The 21,542-nt window shown below is 70.9% G+C and carries 18 protein-coding genes; 16 read left to right on the top strand and 2 right to left on the bottom strand.

Annotated features, from left to right (window positions below; genetic code table 11):
• Positions 1-152 precede the first annotated feature (152 nt).
• On the top strand, positions 153-2,414 hold the full coding sequence (locus H9I38_RS02180; RefSeq protein WP_226336980.1) for a RelA/SpoT family protein: 2,262 nt from the start codon (positions 153-155) through the stop codon (positions 2,412-2,414).
• Positions 2,415-2,458: 44 nt separating this feature from the next.
• On the opposite strand, the gene H9I38_RS02175 is transcribed toward H9I38_RS02180, so the two are convergent.
• On the bottom strand, positions 2,459-3,016 hold the full coding sequence (locus H9I38_RS02175) for a hypothetical protein (protein ID WP_226336979.1): 558 nt from the start codon (positions 3,014-3,016) through the stop codon (positions 2,459-2,461).
• 131 nt (positions 3,017-3,147) lie between these two features.
• Positions 3,148-4,599, bottom strand: a complete 1,452-nt coding sequence (locus H9I38_RS02170; RefSeq protein ID WP_226336978.1) for a DUF349 domain-containing protein — start codon at positions 4,597-4,599, stop codon at positions 3,148-3,150.
• Between the two features lie 222 nt (positions 4,600-4,821).
• Here H9I38_RS02170 and aspS point away from each other — a divergent pair, with 222 nt between their 5' ends.
• The 15 genes from aspS to H9I38_RS02095 all read left to right on the top strand — a co-directional run bounded on the left by aspS (position 4,822) and on the right by H9I38_RS02095 (position 21,542).
• Positions 4,822-6,627 carry an aspartate--tRNA ligase gene (aspS, locus tag H9I38_RS02165; RefSeq protein ID WP_226336977.1) on the top strand — a complete coding sequence of 602 codons (1,806 nt, stop codon included), beginning with the start codon at positions 4,822-4,824 and terminating at the stop codon, positions 6,625-6,627.
• A gap of 91 nt (positions 6,628-6,718) precedes the next feature.
• Positions 6,719-7,993 (top strand): replication-associated recombination protein A, encoded by a 1,275-nt coding sequence (locus tag H9I38_RS02160; RefSeq protein ID WP_413463508.1) that lies wholly within the window; start codon positions 6,719-6,721, stop codon positions 7,991-7,993.
• 161 nt (positions 7,994-8,154) lie between these two features.
• Positions 8,155-8,781, top strand: coding sequence for a 30S ribosomal protein S4 (rpsD, locus tag H9I38_RS02155; RefSeq protein WP_226336975.1), 627 nt, complete (start codon positions 8,155-8,157; stop codon positions 8,779-8,781).
• Positions 8,782-8,949: 168 nt separating this feature from the next.
• Entirely contained in the window at positions 8,950-11,628 is a 2,679-nt protein-coding gene (gene alaS / locus H9I38_RS02150; protein ID WP_226336974.1) for an alanine--tRNA ligase, read from the top strand.
• A gap of 22 nt (positions 11,629-11,650) precedes the next feature.
• A complete protein-coding gene (gene ruvX / locus H9I38_RS02145) occupies positions 11,651-12,169 on the top strand; it encodes a Holliday junction resolvase RuvX (RefSeq protein WP_226336973.1) in 519 nt (172 codons plus the stop codon).
• The gene (gene mltG / locus H9I38_RS02140) at positions 12,166-13,386 is read left to right on the top strand and encodes an endolytic transglycosylase MltG (RefSeq protein ID WP_226336972.1); all 1,221 of its coding nucleotides are present in this window, start codon (positions 12,166-12,168) and stop codon (positions 13,384-13,386) included. The genes ruvX and mltG overlap by 4 nt, the downstream gene beginning before the upstream one ends.
• Complete coding sequence (locus H9I38_RS02135) at positions 13,383-14,276, top strand: shikimate dehydrogenase family protein (RefSeq protein ID WP_226336971.1); 894 nt, start codon at positions 13,383-13,385, stop codon at positions 14,274-14,276. The genes mltG and H9I38_RS02135 overlap by 4 nt, the downstream gene beginning before the upstream one ends.
• A gap of 4 nt (positions 14,277-14,280) precedes the next feature.
• The gene (aroC, locus tag H9I38_RS02130; protein WP_226336970.1) at positions 14,281-15,492 is read left to right on the top strand and encodes a chorismate synthase; all 1,212 of its coding nucleotides are present in this window, start codon (positions 14,281-14,283) and stop codon (positions 15,490-15,492) included.
• Positions 15,489-16,127 (top strand): shikimate kinase, encoded by a 639-nt coding sequence (locus H9I38_RS02125; RefSeq protein WP_226336969.1) that lies wholly within the window; start codon positions 15,489-15,491, stop codon positions 16,125-16,127. Before aroC ends, H9I38_RS02125 begins: the two co-directional genes overlap by 4 nt.
• A complete protein-coding gene (gene aroB, locus H9I38_RS02120) occupies positions 16,124-17,269 on the top strand; it encodes a 3-dehydroquinate synthase (RefSeq protein WP_226336968.1) in 1,146 nt (381 codons plus the stop codon). Before H9I38_RS02125 ends, aroB begins: the two co-directional genes overlap by 4 nt.
• 126 nt (positions 17,270-17,395) lie before the next feature.
• Complete coding sequence (efp, locus tag H9I38_RS02115) at positions 17,396-17,959, top strand: elongation factor P (protein WP_226336967.1); 564 nt, start codon at positions 17,396-17,398, stop codon at positions 17,957-17,959.
• A complete protein-coding gene (nusB, locus tag H9I38_RS02110) occupies positions 17,956-18,393 on the top strand; it encodes a transcription antitermination factor NusB (RefSeq protein ID WP_226336966.1) in 438 nt (145 codons plus the stop codon). The genes efp and nusB overlap by 4 nt, the downstream gene beginning before the upstream one ends.
• A 191-nt stretch (positions 18,394-18,584) precedes the next feature.
• Positions 18,585-19,202 carry a bifunctional pyr operon transcriptional regulator/uracil phosphoribosyltransferase PyrR gene (pyrR, locus tag H9I38_RS02105; protein WP_226336965.1) on the top strand — a complete coding sequence of 206 codons (618 nt, stop codon included), beginning with the start codon at positions 18,585-18,587 and terminating at the stop codon, positions 19,200-19,202.
• Entirely contained in the window at positions 19,199-20,194 is a 996-nt protein-coding gene (locus tag H9I38_RS02100; protein ID WP_226336964.1) for an aspartate carbamoyltransferase catalytic subunit, read from the top strand. Before pyrR ends, H9I38_RS02100 begins: the two co-directional genes overlap by 4 nt.
• Positions 20,187-21,542, top strand: coding sequence for a dihydroorotase (locus tag H9I38_RS02095; protein WP_226336963.1), 1,356 nt, complete (start codon positions 20,187-20,189; stop codon positions 21,540-21,542). Before H9I38_RS02100 ends, H9I38_RS02095 begins: the two co-directional genes overlap by 8 nt.

The following is a 21,542-nucleotide window of genomic DNA, read 5'->3' as shown; positions in this document are numbered from 1 at the left end:
TGGCACAGGGCGGCGAGACTCGGCTGAGGCCGGCCTCGCGGCCTGACCCGGTTACACTGTTCTGACCCGCTCCCGTTCCGACGGGGGCGGGTCAGAGTGCATCTCGGGCGGCTGCGGCAGCCGAAGGCCGGGGCCGGAGCGGAGGAGGCAGCATGAGCATCGGAGACGACTCGGCACATCGGGAGCGCCGCGCTTCCGTCCTCTCGCCGCTCGCCCGCCTGGCGGGGCGCGCTCCCCAGAGCGCCACCCCGATCCTCGATCCGCTTCTCCGGCAGATCCGCGCCTCGAGCCCCCGCGCGGACCTGGAGCCCGTCCGGAAGGCCTATCGGGTTGCCGAGCGACAGCACGAGGGCCAGAAGCGCCGCTCGGGGGACCCCTACATCACCCATCCCGTGGCCGTCGCCTCGATCCTCGCCCAGATGGGGTTCACGGGGACCACGCTCCAGGCGGCGCTGCTCCACGACACGGTGGAGGACACGGACTACTCGCTCGACCAGGTCCGCAAGGACTTCTCGGACGAGGTCGCCATGCTCGTGGACGGCGTCACCAAGCTGGACAAGGTCAAGTACGGGGACGCCACCCAGGCGGAGACCGTCCGAAAGATGGTCATCGCGATGTCCAGCGACATCCGGGTCCTCATCATCAAGCTCGCGGACCGGCTCCACAACGCCCGGACCTGGCGGTACGTCTCGCCCGAGTCAGCCCAGCGCAAGGCGCGGGAGACCCTCGAGATCTTCGCGCCGCTCGCCCACAGGCTCGGCATGAACACGGTGAAGTGGGAGCTCGAGGACCTCTCCTTCGCGGTGCTCTACCCCAAGCGGTATGAGGAGATCGTCCGCCTCATCGGCCAGCGCACTCCCGAGCGGGAGAAGTACCTCGCCCACGTCCGTGAGGCGGTCAGCGCGGATCTGCAGGCGGCGCGGATCAAGTTCACCATCACGGGCCGCCCGAAGCACTACTACTCCGTGTACCAGAAGATGATCGTCCGCGGGAAGGAGTTCGACGAGATCCACGATCTCACCGGCATCCGGATCCTCGTCGACTCCGTCCGGGACTGCTACGCCACCCTCGGCATCATCCACAGCCACTGGTCGCCCATGCCCGGCCGCTTCAAGGACTACATCGCGAGTCCCAAGTTCAACCTGTACCAGTCGCTCCACACCACGGTGATCGGCCCCGGCGGCCGGCCCGTGGAGTTCCAGATCCGCACGCACGAGATGCACCGGCGGGCCGAGTACGGCATCGCCGCCCACTGGAAGTACAAGCAGCAGCCCCACGCCCAGCCGGAGAACACGCCCACGGACATGCGCTGGCTGCGGTCCATCATGGACTGGCAGCAGGAGACCCGGGACGCGGGGGAGTTCCTCGAGTCCCTGCGGTATGAGATGAACGCGGCGGAGGTCTACGTCTTCACGCCGAAGGGGGACATCCAGGCGCTGCCGGCGGGCTCCACGCCCGTGGACTTCGCCTACTCGGTCCACACGGACGTGGGGCACCGGACCATCGGCGCCCGCGTCAACGGGCGGCTCGTGCCCCTCTCGAGCCAGCTGCAGAACGGCGACTGGGTGGAGATCATCACCTCGAAGGCCGAGGGCGCCGGGCCGAGCCGGGACTGGCTGGAGTTCGTCACCTCGGGCCGGGCCAAGTCCAAGATCCGCCACTGGTTCAGCCGGGAGCGGCGCGAGGAGGCCATCGAGTCCGGCCGCGACGCGCTCACCCGGGCCATGCGCAAGCGGAACCTGCCGGTCCAGAAGCTCCTGTCCCAGGACCGCCTCCGGGCCTTCGCCGAGTCGCAGGGACTGGCGGACATCGCGTCCCTGTACGCGGCGATCGGGGAGGGGACCACCTCGACCCAGTCCGTCATCCAGCACCTCGAGGCCAACTACGGCGAGACCGTCGCGGAGGTCCGGGAGCCCATCACGATCTCCGCGCCGAAGGCCGGGCGCACCTCGGACGGCGTGGTCAAGGTCCAGGGGGACTCCGACCTGTGGGTGAAGCTGGCCAAATGCTGCACTCCCGTTCCGCCGGACGAGATCCTGGGGTTCGTCACCCGAGGCCACGGCGTCTCCGTGCACCGGCGGGACTGCACCAACGCGGAGGCCCTGCTGGGGCAGTCGGATCGGATCGTGCCCGTCTCCTGGACGGGTGCGGAGAAGGGCGTCTACCTCGTGGACATCCAGGTGGAGGCGCTGGACCGGAAGAACCTGCTCTCCGACGTCACACGGGTCCTCAGCGAGCACCGCGTCAACATCCTCGCTGCCTCCGTCCAGACCACGCATGACCGTGTGGCGCGCTCTCGCTTCTCCTTCGAGATGACGGACCCGCGCTACCTGGACCATGTGCTCTCGGCCGTGAGAAAGATCGACGGCGTCTACGACGTCTACCGCGTCTCCGGCAACCGACGCCAGGACTGAGCCGGCGCAGCCCCGCCCAGACGGCCTCGCTCAGACGGCCTCGCTCAGCCCTCCCGGAGGAGCTTGCGCACTCGCGCCGCCCCGCGCTGGACCCGCTCGGAGCGCTCGAGCCGCAGGTAGGCTTCGAGCCGTCTCCGGGTCTGCACCGAGCGGAACGCGGTTCTCAGGATCGCCTCGGCCTCGTCCGGTGCGCACCGGCTCGCGACGTCGAGGATGGTCCGGACGTCGTCGGACACGAAGACCGGCCCGAAGTTCACGCTCCGGTCCAGCGGATCCCGCACCTCGTGGATGAGGAGCCGCGGAGCGGCGCGGTGGGCGCTCGTGGTCCGGCTGGACTGGTCGATGAGAACCTCGAGCCGCGCCGGGGGAGCCGCCCACCCGTACACCCATGCGGCGGAGGCCCACCCCACCACCACGCGCCGGCGCAGTCGCGGCGGGATGCAGAAGGAGGCGAGCCGCGCCCGCAGAGCCGGGGTCTCCTCGGTTCCGCAGGCCACCCAGACGTCCGGGAGCACGGAGCGGATGAGGCCGTCCCGCTCCATGGCCGAGCGCTCGGCCGCGGTGAACTCCGTGGTGAGAGTCCGGCCGTCGGGAAGAGTCACATAACGCATGATGCAGTTATAGCCCCATCCGGGGGAGCAGAACGGCGCCGGTCCCCAGAACGTGGACAACGTTCTGAGGACCGGCGCCGTGGTCCTCCTGTGGAGCGAGGCCGCCCCGCCCTTGGCCGAGGTCAGCGCTGGGCGTTGCGGAACATCTCCGCGAGGCTGCGCTTGGTCTCCAGCTCCTCCTTGGCGGCGGCGATGGCCTTGGCGTCTCCCGAGGCCTCGGCGCGCTCCAGGGCCCGCTCGAGCTTGGCCAGCGAGTCGTCGAGCTGGCTGAGCGCCGAGTCCTTGCGCGCCTGCGTCTCGGGGTTGGTGCGGTCCCACTCCTCGCGCTCGGCCTGGCGGATGGCGTCCTCGATCTTGCGGATTCCGGCGTCCATGCGGCCGATGTCCTTGCGGGGGACCTTGCCTGCGGCCTCCCACTCGTCGCGGATGGACGCGAACTGCTTCTTCGCGGCGGAGACGTCCTTGACGGGCAGGATGGACTGCGCGCGCTTGAGGATCTCCTCCTTGACGGCGAGGTTCTGGCGGTACTCCGCGTCGATCTCCTCGTTGACCGCCTTGCGGGCGTTGAAGAAGACGTCCTGCGCGGCGCGGAAGCGGGCCCAGAGGGCGTCGTCGTCCTTGCGGGAAGCGCGCTTGGCGGCCTTCCACTCGGTCATGAGGTCCCGGTACTTGCCGGCCGTGACGCCCCAGTCCGTGGAGGTGGAGAGCTCCTCGGCGCGCTTGATGAGCTTCTCCTTGACGGCCTTCGCCTCGGCGTGGTCGGCGTCGAGGCGGCTGAAGTGCGCGCGGCGGTGCTTCTCGAAGGCGGTGCGGGCGCCGCGGAAACGCTTCCAGAGGCCGTCCTCGACGGACTTGGACTGGCGCGGGCCGGCCTTCTGCAGGCGCTGCCACTCGTCGAAGAGCTCGGCCATCCGGGCCGAGGACTGCTTCCACTGGACCTTGGCCGGGTCCTTGGCGGCGATCTGCTCCGCCTCGGCGACGACGGCCTCGCGGGCCTTGAGCGACTCGGCCGACTGCTCGGCAGTGCGGGCCTTGGCGGCCTCCTGGGCCGTGGCCGCCTTCTCCCGCAGCGACTCGATCCGGGCGGCCAGGGCCTCGAGGTCGCCGACGAACCGGTGGTCCGCCACCTGGAGGGAGATCTGCTGCAGGGTCTTCGTCAGATTGCCGGGAACGTTGCCGCTTGCGACGCGGGCCTCCAGCAGCGCGACCTGGTTGGCGACGTCGTCGTGCTTCTTGGCGAAGTAGAGGAGCGCCTCGTCCGCGTCCCCGCCCGGATACTGCCCGACGGCGTACTCGTTCTCGCCCACGAGGACGAACACGTGACCCTCCTCGTCCACGCGCCCGAACCTCCGCGCCTCCTCCAGGGAGGTGGCGACGGCGTCCATCTTCACGGGCTTCTCGCTCGGCGCCGCGGCGGGAGCCTGGGGAGCCTCGGCAGGAGTGGGCGTCTCAGCGGGCGTCGGGGCCTCGGCGGGAGCCGGAGCCTCGGCCGAGGCCGGGGCGCCCTGCTCGGATGCGGCCGCCTGCTCGGCGTCCGAGGTGGGCTGGGTCGTGTCGTCGGGTTTCTGGTCCACCGCTACAACTCTCTCTTCGGATGAAGTCGATTCACGGAGCGCCCCGTGTCCGGGCACCGCGCACCGGCGGCGCGCGGGCGGTGCGGTTCGCTCTCCCTGGCAGGATACTCGTCGGGCGCGCCGCAGCTCCACCCCGGCGGAGGGGCGCGGGCTGGGGAGGCGCGTCCGCGACCCCGTAGACTCGTCTGACAGATAGCTACCGTCCTGGGGAAGGAATCGCCTGTGCTGCGCACGCACGACCTCGGCACTCTGACTGCCGCGAACATCGGCGAGCGGGTCACGCTCGCCGGATGGGTTGCCCGCCGACGCGACCACGGAGGGGTCGCGTTCATCGACCTCCGCGACGCCTCGGGCGTCTCCCAGGTGGTGATCCGGGACGAGAGCGATTTCGGCCACCTGCGCAATGAGTACGTGCTCCAGGTGACGGGCACGGTGGAGAAGCGCCCCGAGGGCAACGAGAACCCCGGGCTGCCCTCCGGAGAGATCGAGGTCGTCGCGGACGCCGTCGTCGTGCTCAACCGCGCGGAGGCGCTGCCGTTCCAGGTGGACGAGCACGTCGAGGTCGGCGAGGAGGCGCGCCTGCGCCACCGCTACCTCGACCTCCGCCGGCCCAGCATGAACCGGAACATCCGCCTCCGGAGCAAGGTCAACAGGGCGGCCCGCGAGGTGCTCGAGGCCGAGGACTATGTCGAGATCGAGACGCCCACGCTCACGCTCTCGACGCCGGGCGGCGCGCGCGACTTCCTCGTGCCCTCCCGCCTGTCCCCGGGCAACTGGTACGGACTGCCGCAGAGCCCTCAGCTCTTCAAGCAGCTGCTCCAGGTGGGCGGGTTCGAGAAGTACTACCAGATCGCCCGCTGCTACCGGGACGAGGACTTCCGCGCCGACCGCCAGCCGGAGTTCACGCAGCTCGACATCGAGGCGAGCTTCGTGGAGCAGGACGACGTCATGGCGCTCGCCGAGCGCATCCTCGCCAACGTGTGGCGGACCATCGGCGTCGAGGTCCAGACGCCGTTCCCGCGGATGACGTACGCGGAGGCCATGGAGAAGTACGGCTCGGACAAGCCGGACCTGCGGTTCGGACTCGAGCTGACCGCCATGACCGAGTACTTCAAGGACACCACGTTCCGCGTCTTCCAGGCCGAGTACACGGGCGCCGTCGTCATGCCGGGCGGCGCGTCCCAGGCCCGCCGGGCGCTGGACGCCTGGCAGGAGTGGGCCAAGCAGCGCGGCGCCAAGGGCCTCGCGTACGTGCTGGTCCAGGAGGACGGCGAGCTGACCGGACCCGTGGCCAAGAACCTCTCCGAGGCGGAGAAGTCGGGCCTGGCCGAGTTCGTGGGCGCCAAGCCGGGGGACTGCGTGTTCTTCGCCGCGGGCCGCCCGGACGAGGCCCGCGAGCTGCTCGGCGCCGCCCGCGTCGAGATCGCCCGGCGCACCGGCCTCATCAAGCCGGACGAGTTCGCCTTCGTGTGGGTCGTGGACTTCCCGATGTTCGAGTCCTCCGCGGCCGCGGAGGCGGCAGGGGACATCACGGTGGGCGCGGGCGCCTGGACGGCGCTGCACCACGCCTTCACCTCGCCGAAGCCCGAGCTCCTGGACACCTTCCAGGAGGACCCGGGCAGCGCACTGGCCCAGGCCTACGACATCGTCTGCAACGGCAGCGAGATCGGCGGCGGCTCGATCCGCATCCACCAGCGCGAGGTCCAGGAGCGGGTCTTCGAGGTCATGGGCCTCAGCGAGGAGGACGCGCAGCGGAACTTCGGCTTCCTCCTCGAGGGCTTCAAGTACGGCGCCCCGCCGCACGGCGGCATCGCCTTCGGCTGGGACCGCATCATGTCCATCCTCGTGGGCTCGGAGTCCATCCGCGACGTCATCGCGTTCCCCAAGGCGGGCGCGTTCGACCCGCTGACGGGCGCCCCCGCCTCCATCACGCCGCAGCAGCGCAAGGAGGCCGGCGTGGACGCCAAGCAGTCCAAGAGCGGGGAGAACGCCCCGAAGCCGGCGGCGACGCCGACGGCGGAGGCGTAGGAGCCTCGGCGGAGACCATCGCGTGAGCGACCTCTTCACGGGCAGCGACGAGGCGCCGGCGGCGAAAGCCCCGGCGCCTCTCGCCGTGCGCATGCGGCCCCGCTCCGCGGACGAGGTGGTGGGGCAGGCCGATCTGCTCAAGCCCGGCTCCGCCCTGCGCCGCCTCATGGACGGAGGCGACTCCCGGAGCTCGACCTCCGTCATCCTCTTCGGCCCGCCCGGGACGGGCAAGACCACGCTGGCGCACGTCATCGCGAAGGCGCCGGGGCGCCGGTTCGTGGAGCTCTCCGCGATCACGGCGGGCGTCAAGGACGTGCGCCGGGTCATGGAGGAGGCGCTCACCGAGCGGGACATGCGCGGAAAGCGCACGGTCCTCTTCCTCGACGAGATCCACCGCTTCACCAAGGCGCAGCAGGACGCCCTCCTGCCGGGCGTGGAGAACGGGTGGGTGACGCTCGTCGCCGCGACGACGGAGAACCCGTCCTTCTCCGTCATCTCCCCGCTGCTCTCGCGGTCCCTGCTCCTCACGCTCTCTCCTCTCACGCCGGACGACATCCGCGCCCTCGTCCAGCGCGCGCTGCGCGACGAGCGCGGCCTCGCCGGCGCCTTCGCCATGGGGGAGGAGGCCCTCGAGGACCTCGTGCGCCTCAGCGGGAACGACGCCCGGCGCGCCCTCACAGCCCTTGAGGCCGCCGCCGACGTCGCCTCTGCGGATGACCGCGAGGAGATCACGGACGACGACGTCGAGCAGGCGCTCCAGAAGTCCGTGGTCCGCTATGACAAGGACGGGGACCAGCACTACGACGTGGTCAGCGCCTTCATCAAGTCGATGAGGGGCTCGGATCCGGACGCGGCGCTGCACTACCTCGCCCGGATGATCGAGGCGGGGGAGGACCCGCGCTTCATCGCCCGCCGGGTGGTCATCGCGGCGAGCGAGGACGTGGGCATGGCGGACCCGACGGCGCTCGGCGTCGCGGTGAGCGCGGCCCAGGCGGTGCAGATGCTGGGCATGCCCGAGGGCCGCATCCCCCTGGCCCAGGCCGTGGTCCACCTGGCGACGGCGCCCAAGTCCAACCGGGCCTACATGGGACTGGAGAAGGCGCTGGCCGACGTCCGCTCCGGCCGCATCTCTCCCGTGCCTCCCCACCTGCGGGACGCGCACTACCCGGGCGCCAAGGGGCTCGGCCACGGGAAGGGGTACGTCTACCCGCACGACGAGCCGACCTCGGTGGCCCGGCAGCAGCACCTTCCGGACGCGATCGCCTCCGCGGAGTACTACGTCCCCGGCAAGACGGGGGCGGAGCGGGACGTCGCCGCGCGGCTCGAGCGCATCCGCCGCCTCCAGCGCCCGGATGGCGTAGACTAGAAGGACGACTGGCAAGTCGTGGCTTCCGCATGCCCTGTGCGAGGCCAGGACTGCAGTGCAGGGCCGGCGGTAGGCCCAAGCTCTCCCCAGCGGCGCTCTTGCAGCGCGCGCTGCCCGGAGGCCAGCGAACCGACATACCGTGTGAACCAGAAGAGGAAAACGTGGCAAACAACACCCGTGCCCGTCGCAAAGTGCGCCAGTCGCGCGCCCTGGGCATTGCCCTGACCCCCAAGGCCGAGCGCTACATGGAGCGCCGCCCGTACGCTCCCGGCCAGCACGGCCGCTCGCGTCGCAAGCAGGACAGCGACTACGCGGTCCGTCTGCGCGAGAAGCAGCGTCTCCGGGCCCAGTACGGCATCCGCGAGGCGCAGATGACCCGCGTCTTCGAGGAGGCCCGCCGCACGTCCGGCCTGACCGGTGAGAACCTCATCGAGCTCCTCGAGATGCGTCTCGACGCCCTCGTGCTCCGCGCCGGCTTCGCCCGGACGATCGCCCAGGCCCGCCAGCTCGTCGTCCACCGCCACATCATGGTGGACGGCCAGCGTGTGGACCGCCCGTCCTTCCGCGTGGCCCCGGGCCAGCTCGTGCACGTCCACGAGCGCAGCGAGAAGTTCGAGCCGTTCCAGCTCGCGGCCACCGGCGCCCACCGGGATGTCCTCCCGGCCGTCCCGGGCTACCTGGACGTCACCCTCGAGAAGCTTCAGGCCCGCCTCACGCGCCGCCCGAAGCGCAGCGAGATTCCGGTGACGTGCGAGGAGAACCTCGTCGTCGAGTACTACGCCCGCTAGTCTCGGCCTTCACCGACCGTGGCGGTCTGCTGCGCTCCTCACGGGGCACGGCAGGCCGCCACGGCCGTTCTGACGCCCTCGGACAGGGCTTCATTGATAGATTGAGTGCCCGGTACAAGGGCCGCGCGCAGGCGCGCGCCCGTGGATGAGGAAGGGAACCCCCGACGCATGAAGACAGAGGAAATCACCCAGAGGTGGCTGGACTTCTTCGAGAAGAAGGGCCACACGGTGGTGCCGTCCGCGTCTCTGGTCTCCAATGACCCGTCGATCATGTTCACGATCGCGGGCATGGTGCCCTTCATCCCGTACTTCCTCGGCGAGCAGAAGGCTCCCTACAAGCGCGCCACGAGCATCCAGAAGTGCATCCGCACCCTGGACATCGACGAGGTGGGCAAGACCGCCCGCCACGGCACGTTCTTCCAGATGGCCGGCAACTTCTCCTTCGGGGACTACTTCAAGGAGCAGGCCATCCCGTTCGCGTGGGAGCTCCTCACCACTCCTGTCGCCGAAGGCGGCTTCGGGCTGGAGCCCGACCGCCTCTGGGTGACCATCTACGAGACGGACGACGAGTCCTTCGACATCTGGACCAAGACCGTCGGCTTCCCGGCGGAGCGCATCCAGCGCATGGGCATGAAGGACAACTACTGGTCTGCGGGCCAGCCGGGCGGCCCGGCCGGCCCTGACTCGGAGATCTTCTACGACCGCGGCCCCGCCTACGGCAAGGAGGGCGGCCCCGCGGCGGACGACGACCGCTACATCGAGATCTGGAACCTCGTCTTCATGCAGTACGAGCGCGGCGAGGGCATCGGCAAGGAGGACTTCGAGATCCGGGGCGAGCTCGCGAACAAGAGCATCGACACCGGCCTCGGCGTCGAGCGCCTCGCGATGCTCCTCCAGGGCGTCGAGAACTTCTACGAGACGGACCAGGTCCGCGCTGTCCTCGACAAAGCCGCCGAGCTCGCGGGCAAGGAGTACGCCGGCACGGAGGACCCCTCGGACCCCCGCAATGCCGACGACGTCCGCATGCGCGTCGTCTCCGACCACATCCGCTCCTCGCTCATGCTCATCGGCGACGGCGTGACGCCGTCCAACGAGGGCCGCGGCTACGTGCTGCGCCGCCTGCTCCGCCGCGCGATCCGGGCGATGCGCCTGCTCGGCGTGGACCGCCCCGTGGTCGGCGAGCTGTTCGACGTCTCCCGTGACGCGATGGGCGGCACCTACCCGCAGATCGTCGGCGACTACGAGCGCATCCGACGGGTCGCCGTCGCCGAGGAGAAGGCGTTCCTCCGCACGATCGCCTCCGGCACCGCCCGCCTCGACGAGGCCGTCTCTGCCTCGAAGTCCTCGGGCGGCAAGATCTCGGGTGCGGACGCGTTCGCGCTCCACGACACCTACGGCTTCCCGATCGACCTCACGCTCGAGATGGCCGGGGAGGCCGGCGTCGAGGTCGACGAGGCGGGCTTCCGCTCCCTCATGCAGGAGCAGCGCGAGCGCGCCAAGGCCGACTCGCAGGCCAAGCGCCTCGGCGGCGTGGACGTCTCGGCCTACAACGCCCTCCGCGAGGCGGGGGAGACCTTCTTCACCGGCTACACGGAGCTCGCCACCGAGTCGACGGTCCGGGGCATCCTCGCCGGCGGACAGGACGCCTCTTCTGCAGGGGCCGGCTCTGAGATCGAGCTCGTCCTCGAGGAGACCCCGTTCTATGCGGAGGCCGGCGGCCAGGCGGCGGACACGGGCGTCATCACGGGCGACGGGTTCGTCGTCGAGGTCGTCGACGTCCAGCGCCCCGTCAAGGGCCTCTCGGTGCACAAGGCGATCGTCCGCGAGGGCGAGGTCTCCCGCGGTGCTCTCGCGAACGCCCAGGTCGACGTCGCCCGCCGCCGCGCGGGCGAGCAGGCCCACTCCGCCACCCACATCGTCCACGCGGCGCTGCGCCAGCTGCTCGGGGACGAGGCCACGCAGCGAGGGTCCTTCAACAAGGCCGGCTACCTCCGGTTCGACTTCGCGTGGTCCCAGCAGCTCTCCGCCGCGACGAAGTCCGAGATCGAGGACGTGGCCAACCAGGCGATCCTCGGCCACCACGAGGTCGTGACCCGGGAGATGCCGATCGAGGAGGCCAAGGCGCTCGGCGCCATGGCGCTCTTCGGAGAGAACTACGGGGACATGGTCCGCGTGGTGGAGATCGACGGATCCTGGTCCCGCGAGCTCTGCGGAGGAACCCACGTGGCCAACTCCTCGCAGATCGGCTCGCTCACCCTGCTCGGCGAGCAGTCCGTCGGCTCGGGCAACCGCCGTGTCGAGGCCTTCGTCGGCTATGACTCGTTCAAGCACCAGGCCGCGGAGCGCGCGCTCGTCCAGTCCCTCTCCGAGCAGTTCAAGGCTCCCGCCAACCAGCTCCAGGACCGCATCACGGCCACGCTGGAGAAGCTCAAGAACGCGGAGAAGGAGCTGGCCCGCTACCGTGCCGAGGCCCTGCAGCAGCGGGTTCCGCAGCTCGTGGCCGAGGCGAGGGACGTCGCCGGCAAGCGCGTCGTCGCGGCCTCCGTGGGCGCCGTGGACAGCGCGGACGACCTGAAGCAGCTCGCCACGGCCGTGCGGGACAAGCTCGGAGCAGACGCGAGCGTCGTCGTCCTCATCGGCGTCGCGAACGGCCGTCCCGTCGTGGTGGCGATGTCCAACGAGGCCGCGCGCGGCCTGGGCGCCAAGGCGGGCATGCTCGTCAAGGCCGCCACGAAGGTGCTCGGCGGCGGCGGCGGAGGCAAGGACGACGTGGCCCAGGGCGGCGGCCAGGACGCCTCGAAGGCGGACGAGGCGCTGGCGGCAGTGGTCTCGGAGCTGGGCCGCTAGGCCCCGCGCACGGAGCGAGCCTGTGGCGGAGCGGATCGGTGTGAGCCTCGGGGTCGACGTGGGCAGGGCCCGCGTCGGCCTCGCGGCGAGCGACCCGGATGGACTGATGGCGAATCCGGTCATGACCCTCTCGAGGGACGCCAAGAAGCGGCGGGACCAGCGGATCATCGCGAACATCGCCGAGGAGCGGGGCGCGCGTCGGGTCTTCGTGGGGCTCCCGCTCAACCTCAAGGGGGAGCACACGCCCTCGACGGACGACGCCGTCGAGTACGCCGAGGACCTGGCGGCTCGCCTGGCCGAGGTCGGCCAAGAGTGTGACGTTCTCCTCATCGACGAGCGCCTGACCACCGTCACAGCGCAGAACGCGCTGCGGGAGGCCGGGATTTCCGCGCGGGACCAACGTAAGATGATTGACCAGGCGGCCGCCGTCGCGATCCTCGAGCACGCCCTCACGGGCCTGCGCCAGCGAGGCGAAGCGGGAGAGCCGGTCGCCGCGAGACAGAACACGCCTGGGCCCAGCCGAGAGGAGGAGCGCGCATGAGCCACCCGGTCGCACCGCCGTCCGGTCCACGGCGCGCCCGAAAGCGGGAGGAGCCCTCCTCTTCCGGAAGCACAGCCGCCACGCCGGCTGCCGAACGCGCCGAGGAGCGGGGACTGACGCTGAGAGAGCGCAAGCTCGCGGCCCGCAGGGCCCGCCAGCGCCGTGCCCGCAAGCAGCTGAGCGTCCTGCTGGGCGCCCTGCTCGTGTTCGCGCTCGTCATCACGCTCATCACCGTGGGGCTGAGGCAGCTCCTCGGCATGAACGAGCCGGACTCCTATCCGGGTCCCGGTGAGACGCCCGTGTCCATCGAGGTCAAGCCGGGAACGGGGCAGTCGGCGGTCTTCGCCCAGCTCAAGGACAAGGACGTCATCTCGAGCGAGACAGGCTTCGCCCGCTCCTTCGCCCAGCTGAGCGACGGCGCGCAGATCCAGCCCGGCCGCTACGAGCTCAAGACCAAGATGAGCAACGAGGAGGCCGTGCGCGTCCTCGTGGCGAAGGACCTGAGCAAGGTCTTCTACGTCCCGGTGGCCGGCAACTCTCGCATCGACGACGTTCTCAAGACCCTGTCCGAGAGCACCCGCATCTCCCTGTCCCAGTTCCAGGACGCGGTCAAGGACCCGTCCAAGTACGGCGTGAGCTCCAAGGCCAAGACGCTCGAGGGCTACCTTGCCCCGGGCGAGTACCGGTTCGACGTCAACACGAAGCCCGAGGACATGATCCGGCAGATGGTGGACCGCCAGAAGTCCACGCTGTCCCAGCAGGGCGTCACGGACCCGGACCAGCAGTACCTCATCCTGACCAAGGCCTCGATCGTCGAGGCGGAGGGCAACCCGAAGAACTACTCGGTCATCGCCGGCGCCCTCAACAACCGCGTGGACCGTCCGAACAAGGACACGGGCGGCTTCATCAACTCGGACGCCACCGTGACGTACGGCCTCAAGTCCCGCACCCTGCACCTCTCTGAGGAGCAGAAGAAGGACAAGAAGAACCCGTACAACACGTACGCGAACAAGGGACTCCCGGTGGGGCCGATCGGCTCGCCGGAGAAGGCCGCGATCACGGCGACCGTCCACCCGGACAAGAACGACTACTACTACTGGGTGACCGTCAACATCAAAACCGGCGAGACCCTCTACGCGCGGACGTACGAGGAGCACCAGGTCAACGAGAAGAAGTACCAGCAGTACTGCGAAGAGCACCCGGACGTCTGCCAGTGACGGGGGCGGTCCGCGCCGCTGTGGTCGGCGATCCGATCGCCCACTCCCGCTCGCCGGAGCTCCACCTCTGTGCGTACCGGGAGCTCGGGCTCCGCGACTCTGAATACGATCGCGTCCGCCTTCCGGCCGGGGCCCTTCCCGAGGCCCTCGCCTCCGGGTGCTTCGCCGGGCTGAACGGGCTCTCGGTCACGATGCCTCACAAGCAGGATGCCGCCGCTGCCGCCCACGCTCCGAGCGATCGGGTCCGCCTCCTCGGCGCCGCGAACACGCTCGTCTTCACCGAGCACGGGATCGAGGCGGAGAACACGGACGTGGACGGCATCGTCCGCTCTCTCCGCGAGACGGCGGACGGCCGGAGCCTTGCGGGGCCCGGACTCGTGCTCGGAGGCGGAGGCACCGCGGCTGCGGCGCTCATGGCCTTCGCGGAGCTCGGCGCCCGTGAAGCGGTGGCCGCACTGAGGACCCCGGAGAAGGCGCACCGGGGAGAGAATCCCCTGAGCGCCGTGGCGTCCGCGCTCGGCCTGGACTTCCGCGCCGTGCCGCTCGACGAGGCGGCGGAGGTCCTCGACGGGACCGCGGGCCGATCCCCGAGCGCCGTGGTGAGCGCCCTGCCCCCGCAGGCGGCCGATCCCTGGGCCGAGTCGTGGGGGGCGGCGTCCGCGGCTGCCCGGCCGGTGCTGCTCGACGCGGCCTACGATCCCTGGCCATCGGCCCTCGCGGCCCAGTGGCAGGGGGCGGTGGCCCACGGGCTCTCGATGCTCCTGCACCAGGCGGTGCGGCAGGTCGAGCTGTTCACGGGGCTGCGCCCCGGGCCGGAGACCGTCGATGCAATGGCGGCCGTCGTCGGACTCGAGCGGGGCGCCGGCCCCGCCGCACGCGTGAGAGGGTAGGCACATGGTTCGTTGGCTGACTGCAGGAGAGTCGCACGGTGAGGCGCTCGTGGGCATTCTCGAGGGCTTCCCCGCCGGAATCGAGGTGACGCGGGCGGACGTCCAGGCGGCGCTGGCCCGGCGCCGCCTCGGGTACGGCCGCGGCGCCCGGATGAAGTTCGAGCAGGACGAGGTGCGCCTCATCGGCGGCGTCCGGCACGGCAGGACGCTCGGCGGCCCGGTCGCCGTCGAGGTGGCCAACACCGAGTGGCCCAAGTGGGAGCAGGTCATGAGCGCGGACCCCGTGGACGCGGAGGTCCTCGAGGGCAAGGCCCGCAACGCGCCGCTGACGCGTCCCCGGCCGGGTCATGCGGACTTCACGGGCATGCAGAAGTACGGCTTCGACGAGGCGCGGCCGATCCTCGAGCGCGCCTCCGCGCGGGAGACGGCCACGCGCGTGGCCCTCGGGACGGTTGCGGCCGGTCTGCTGCGGCAGCTCGGCGTGACCCTGGTCAGCCATACGGTGCAGATCCGCGACGTCGCCGTGCCCGACTCGGCGCCCCTTCCGCGCGCCGCGGACGTCGAGGCCCTGGACGCGGACCCGCTGCGCTGCTTCGACGAGGAGACGAGCCGCGCCATGGTCGAGGCCGTGGACGAGGCGCACCGCAGCGGCGAGACGCTCGGCGGCGTCGTCGAGGTGCTGGCCTACGGCCTTCCGCCGGGACTCGGCTCGCACGTCCACTGGGACCGCCGCCTGGACTCCCGGCTCGCCGGCGCCCTCATGGGCATCCAGGCGATCAAGGGCGTCGAGCTGGGGGACGGCTTCGAGACAGCGGCCCGTCCCGGCTCGGAGGCGCATGACGAGATCGTCCGCCCGGCGCCCGGCCAGCCCGTCACGCGCGCGGCCAACAGGGCCGGCGGCGTCGAGGGCGGCATGTCCACGGGCGACGTCCTGCGCGTGCGGGCCGCGATGAAGCCCATCGCCACGGTCCCCAAGGCCCTGCGCACCGTGGACACGTCCACCGGCGAAGACGCCACCGCGCACCACCAGCGCTCCGACGTGTGCGCGGTGCCCGCCGCGGGCGTCGTGGCGGAGGCCATGACGGCCCTGGTGCTCGCCGAGGCGGTCCTGGAGAAGTTCGGCGGGGACAGCGTGGAGGAGACGCGCCGCAACCTCGAGTCCTACCTCGAGTCGATTCCGGAGATGCTCCGCTCGGCTCCGCGCGAGACCCGATGAGGGGGAAGCCGGAGCCCGAGTCCGGCGCGGCCCCGCGGAGGATCGTCCTCATCGGCCCCATGGCCGCCGGCAAGTCCACCATCGGGTCGCGGCTTGCGAGCGCGCTCGGCCTCACCGAGGTGGACACGGATCAGGAGTTCGAGCGCAAGAACGGGCCGATCTCCGCGGTCTTCGCCTCCCTCGGGGAGAACTACTTCCGCGAGGCCGAGGCCCGGATCGTGGCGAAGGCGCTCTCCCGAGACGGCGTCGTCGTCTCCCTCGGCGGGGGAGCGGTCCTGGACGCAGGCACGCAGCAGCTGCTCGCCGACGAGTTCGTCGTCTACCTCGAGACGGACGCCGAGACCGTCCGCCCCTTCATCACGCGGGACCGCCGGCGTCCGCTGCTCGCGGAGAACCCGGTCGAGGCGTGGGAGAGAGTGTACGATCGTCGCCGGTCGACCTACGAGCGCCTGGCCACCGTGACCGTGGACGTCACGCGGGCCTCGAGTCGGCGGCCCGAGGCGGTCGTCGAGCGGATCCGGGCCCTGTTCGGGAACAGCGGCCTCGAACCGGGGAGCGCCGCACAGGGGAGCCCCGCACAGGGGAGCGCAGCAGCGAAGGCCGACGAGCAGAGCAGGGAGACCAGGCAGGGATGACGGAGCAGACAGGCATGGCAGAGCAGTCCGAGCACCACGTGCAGGGAGCCGAGCAGGCGAAGGGCGGTCCGTGGAGCATCCGGGTCGGCGCCGGCACTGACGAGTACCCGGTCGTCGTCGGCCGCGGCCTTCTCGGGAGTCTCCCCGAGCACCTCGGCGAGCGGGCGGCCAAGGTTCTCGTCATCCACCCCCGGGCGCTGCGCTCCACGGGCGACGCCGTCCGCGAGGACCTCGCCGCCCACGGGTACGAGTCCTTCACGGCCGAGATCCCCGACGCCGAAGAGGCCAAGCACCTCCAGGTGGCCGGCTTCTGCTGGCAGGTGCTGGGCCAGAACGACTTCACCCGGACCGACGCGATCGTCTCCGTGGGAGGCGGTGCGGTGACCGATGTGGCCGGGTTCGTGGCCTCGACCTGGCTGCGCGGCGTCCGGGTCGTCCACCTCCCCACGAGCCTCCTCGGCATGGTGGACGCGGCGGTGGGCGGCAAGACCGCCATCAACACGGCCGAGGGCAAGAACCTCGTGGGCACGTTCTACGCGCCGGCGGCGGTCCTCGCCGACCTCGACGCGCTCGGCACCCTGCCGAAGAACGAGCTGGTCAACGGCATGGCCGAGGTCATCAAGTGCGGATTCATCCGGGACCCGGAGATCCTCGACCTCATCGAGGCCGAGCCGGAGGCGGCCCTCGACCCGACCAGCCCGGTGCTCGAGGAGCTCGTCCAGCGTGCCATCGCCGTCAAGGCGGAGATCGTCTCCCGGGACTTCAAGGAGTCCGGGCAGCGCGAGTTCCTCAACTACGGGCACACCCTGGCGCACGCGATCGAGCTCGCGGAGCGGTACCAGTGGCGCCACGGCGCCGCCGTCGCCGTCGGCATGGCCTTCGCCTCGGAGCTCGCCCGCTCGATGGGCCGCCTCTCCGAGGAGGACGCGGAGCGCCACTTGAGGATCCTCCGGCTCGTGGGGCTCCCGACGACGTACCGCGGGGACCGCTGGCAGGCGCTGCTCGAGGGGATGAAGAGGGACAAGAAGTCCCGCGGGAGCATGCTGCGGTTCGTGGTCCTCACGGGCATCGGATCCCCGACGGTCCTCGACGTCCCGGACGCCTCGGTGCTCTTCGCGGCGTACCAGGAGATCGCGGAGTAGCGCCGCAGCGCAGAGAAGCGGGCCGCACGCCGTAGAATGGACGCGGAGGCCCCGCTGACGCGAGAGGCCGTGGCCAGACTTCGCCGCCTGCGGGCGGCGCGCAACCGAGACTGAAGAGAGAGATTCGTGGCGACTACCAACGACATCAAGAACGGCACCGTTCTCAAGCTCGAGGGCAACCTCTGGAGCGTTCTCGAGTTCCAGCACGTCAAGCCGGGCAAGGGCGGCGCCTTCGTCCGCACGAAGCTGCGCAACGTGCTCTCGGGCAAGGTCGTGGACAAGACGTTCAACGCAGGCGCCAAGGTCGAGACCGCCACGGTGGACCGCCGGGACTACCAGTACCTGTACCAGGACGGCGAGGACTACGTGTTCATGGACACGAGCGACTACGACCAGCTCACCATCCCGGGCGCTGTGGTCGGCGACGCCGCGAACTACATGCTCGAGGGCCAGATGGCCACGATCGCCATGTACGAGGGCTCGGCGCTCTACCTCGAGCTCCCGCCGTCGGTGGTCCTCGAGATCACCTACACCGAGCCGGGCCTCCAGGGAGACCGCTCCTCCGCGGGCACCAAGCCGGCCACCCTCGAGACCGGCCACACCATCCAGGTTCCGCTCTTCGTGGAGCAGAACACCAAGGTCAAGGTGGACACCCGCAGCGGCGACTACCTCGGTCGAGTCTCCGAGTGAGCCCCTACGTCACCTCTCGCGGCAAGGCCCGTCGCCGCGCGGTGGACATCCTCTTCGAGGCAGACGCCAAGCAGGCGTCCGTCACGGAGATCATGGAGCTCCGCCTCGCGCAGACGGAGCAGTCCATCAACCCGCTGACGCGCCGGATCGTCCTCGGCGTCGCCGAGCACCGGGACGAGATCGACGAGCTGCTCTCCACGTACTCCCGCGGCTGGACGCTGGACCGCATGCCGAACGTGGACCGCGCCGTCCTGCGCGTCGGCGCATGGGAGGTCCTCTACGGGGACCCGGAGAACGTCCCGGAGGCCGTCGCGGTCAAGGAGGCCACGGACATCGCCAGGGAGCTGTCCACGGACGAGTCGCCCTCCTTCGTCAACGGTCTGCTCTCGCGGCTCCAGTCGCTGAAGCCGAGCATCGTCGGCCCAACCCCCTGACGGAGGGCCTCCTGACGGACGGCCCCCTGACGGAGGGGCTCCCGACGGCGGCCGGGCCTCGCGGCGTCCGGCCGCCGGCGAGTGGCGTAGGCTGGACCCGGACAGGGCGCGCAGCCCGCACAATCGAATAGCCAGTTCTGATCGAACACCCTTTAAGGACCGTCCCGTGAGGCGGGGAAGGACGTGGTTCCATGGTCGGCAGCGACCGAGACCAGAGCGCGGAGACGCCGGCGCCCGAAGGCCGCCAGGTGCTCTCCGCCGCAGAGATCGACCGTGCGGTGACCCGCATGGCGTTCGAGATCATCGAGGCGAACAAGGGCGTGGAGGACCTCGTCCTGCTCGGCATCGCCTCCCGAGGCTATCCGCTGGCCCAGCGCCTCGCGCGCCGGATCGCGGCCTCCGCACCGGAGGTGGATCCGGAGCAGATCGTCGGCCAGCTCGATGTGACGATGTACCGGGACGACCTGCACTCGGCGGGCTTCCGCGAGCCGAAGCCCACGTTCATCCCGGAGGCGGGGATCGACGGCAAGACCGTGGTCCTCGTGGACGACGTCCTCTACTCCGGCCGGACCATCCGCGCGGCGCTCGACGCCCTCGTGGAGCTCGGCCGCCCCGCCCGCGTCCGCCTCGCGGTCCTCGTGGATCGCGGACACCGCGAGCTCCCGATCCGCGCGGACCACGTGGGCCGCAACCTCCCCTCCTCCTCTCAGGAGCGCGTCACCGTGCGCCTCGAGGAGTCCGACGGCGAGGGCCGCAACTGGGTCTCCATCGTGGACGGCTCGGACGCCCGCGGAGGTGAGGCCCGATGAGGCATCTCCTCTCTGCACGGGACCTCTCCACAGCGGAGATCGTCTCCCTCCTCGACACCGGCGAGTCCATGGCCGAGGTCCAGACACGCGACGTCAAGAAGATTCCCGCCCTCCGGGGCCGGACCGTGGTCAACCTCTTCTTCGAGGACTCCACCCGCACGCGCGTCTCGTTCGAGGCCGCGGCGAAGCGCCTCTCCGCGGACGTCATCAACTTCGCGGCCAAGGGCAGCTCTGTCTCCAAGGGCGAGTCCCTCAAGGACACGGTGCAGACGCTCGAGGCGATCGGCGCGGACGTCATCGTCATGCGGCACCCGAGCTCCGGCGCGGCCAAGCTGCTCGCCGACTCGGGCTGGACGGACGCGCACGTGGTCAACGCCGGTGACGGCACCCACGAGCACCCCACGCAGGCGCTGCTCGACGCCATGACCATGCGCCGGTTCAAGGCCGAGCGGGACGGCGTCTCCCCGGTGGGGACAGACCTCCAGGGCCTCCGCGTGGTCATTGTGGGGGACGTCCTCCACTCCCGCGTGGTCCGCTCGAACGTGTGGATGCTCTCCGCGCTCGGCGCCCGCGTCACCCTCGTCGCGCCGCCCACGCTCGTGCCCCACGGCGTGGGCGCCTGGCCGTGCGAGGTCACGTACAGCCTGGACGAGGCGCTGGCGGCCAAGCCCGACGTCGTCATGATGCTCCGCATCCAGGCCGAGCGCATGAACTCGGCCTACTTCCCCTCGGCGGGGGAGTACACGAGCCGCTGGGGCCTCAGTGACTCCCGTTTCCGCCGGCTGGTCGAAGGCCGGGAGGACGAGGTCATCGTCATGCACCCCGGCCCGATGAACCGCGGCCTCGAGATCAGCTCGACGGCGGCGGACTCGCCCCAGTCGCGCATCCTCGACCAGGTGGCGCACGGCGTGTCCATGCGCATGGCCGCCCTCTACCACGTGGCCACCGACGCCGCCCCCGCCTCCGCCGGAAAGGACTCCTCCCATGCGTGACGCAGCCTCTGTCTCCCAGTTCGGCCCGGCCCAGGGCTCTGTGCTCATCCGCGGCGCCCGCGTGCTCGGCGCCGAGCCCCAGGACCTCCTCGTCACAGACGGCCTCATCGCCGAGGTCGGCGCGCCCGGCGCCGTCGAAGCCCCGGAGGACGCCCGTGTCATCGACGCCGAGGGCCTCATCGCCCTCCCCGGATTCGTGGACCTCCACGTCCACCTCCGCGAGCCCGGCAAGGAGGCCGCCGAGACGGTCCTCACCGGGACCCAGGCGGCCGCCAAGGGCGGCTTCACGGCGGTCTTCGCCATGGCCAACTCCACGCCGGTGGCGGACTCCGCGGGCGTCGTCGAGCAGGTCTACACCGCGGCCCGCGCGGCCGGATGGGCGGAGGTCCGTCCGGTGGGGGCCGTGACGAAGGGCCTCGCGGGCGAGCAGCTCGCGGACCTCGGCGCGATGGCGGACTCCACGGCCGCCGTGCGCATGTTCTCCGACGACGGCATGTGCGTGCACGACGCCGCGATCATGCGCCGGGCGCTCGAGTACGTCAAGGCCTTCGACGGCTTCGTGGCCCAGCACGCCCAGGAGCCCCGCCTCACTGAGGGCGCCCAGATGAACGAGGGAGACGTCTCCGCGACCCTGGGCCTCGTCGGCTGGCCCGCCGTCGCCGAGGAGGCGGTCATCGCCCGGGATGTCCTCCTGGCGGACCACGTCTCCTCCCGCCTGCACGTCTGCCACGTCTCGACGGCGGGCTCCGTGGAGGTCATTCGCTGGGCCAAGTCGCGCGGGATCAACGTGACCGCCGAGGTCACCCCGCACCACCTCCTCCTCACGGACGAGCTCGTCGAGTCGTTCAACCCGGTGTACAAGGTGAATCCGCCGCTGCGCACCCGCAAGGACGTCGAGGCGCTGCGGCAGGCCGTCGCGGACGGCGTCATCGACGTCATCGGCACGGACCACGCCCCGCACACCGAGAACACGAAGTCCTGCGAGTGGACCCAGGCGGCCATGGGGATGACGGGCCTCGAGACGGCCCTCAGCGTCGTGGTCAAGACCCTCGTGGAGACGGGCCTCATCGGCTGGGACCGCCTCGCGGAGATCATGTCGACGACGCCGGCGCGGATCGGCGGCCTGGCCGACCAGGGCCAGAGCCTCGCCGTCGGCTCCCCGGCGAACATCACCCTCGTGGACCCGGAGGCCTCGCGGACGGTGGACGCGAGCGCGATGGCCACGAAGGGCCGGAACTCGCCGTTCCACGGGATGGAGCTGCCGGCGCGCGTCGTCGCGACCCTGTTCCACGGGCACCCGACTGTGCTGGACGGCGAGCTCGCCACGGCCCACCCGGCGGCGCGGTGA

The organism is Arthrobacter sp. UM1 (assembly GCF_020483305.1).
In the GTDB taxonomy this organism is placed as follows: Bacteria; Actinomycetota; Actinomycetes; order Actinomycetales; family Micrococcaceae; genus Falsarthrobacter.
Note: the sequence above shows the minus strand (reverse complement) of the source record. Positions and strands in the feature narration are given on the sequence as shown.

Bases quoted from the DNA above. Each gene is read 5' to 3' on its own strand.
- H9I38_RS02180 (WP_226336980.1), top strand. From the start codon at position 153: ATGAGCATCGGAGACGACTCGGCACATCGGGAGCGCCGCGCTTCCGTC.
- H9I38_RS02160 (WP_413463508.1), top strand. From the start codon at position 6,719: ATGCGGCCCCGCTCCGCGGACGAGGTGGTGGGGCAGGCCGATCTGCTC.
- alaS (WP_226336974.1), top strand. From the start codon at position 8,950: ATGAAGACAGAGGAAATCACCCAGAGGTGGCTGGACTTCTTCGAGAAG.
- mltG (WP_226336972.1), top strand. From the start codon at position 12,166: ATGAGCCACCCGGTCGCACCGCCGTCCGGTCCACGGCGCGCCCGAAAG.
- aroC (WP_226336970.1), top strand. From the start codon at position 14,281: ATGGTTCGTTGGCTGACTGCAGGAGAGTCGCACGGTGAGGCGCTCGTG.
- H9I38_RS02125 (WP_226336969.1), top strand. From the start codon at position 15,489: ATGAGGGGGAAGCCGGAGCCCGAGTCCGGCGCGGCCCCGCGGAGGATC.
- aroB (WP_226336968.1), top strand. From the start codon at position 16,124: ATGACGGAGCAGACAGGCATGGCAGAGCAGTCCGAGCACCACGTGCAG.
- pyrR (WP_226336965.1), top strand. From the start codon at position 18,585: ATGGTCGGCAGCGACCGAGACCAGAGCGCGGAGACGCCGGCGCCCGAA.
- H9I38_RS02100 (WP_226336964.1), top strand. From the start codon at position 19,199: ATGAGGCATCTCCTCTCTGCACGGGACCTCTCCACAGCGGAGATCGTC.
- H9I38_RS02095 (WP_226336963.1), top strand. From the start codon at position 20,187: ATGCGTGACGCAGCCTCTGTCTCCCAGTTCGGCCCGGCCCAGGGCTCT.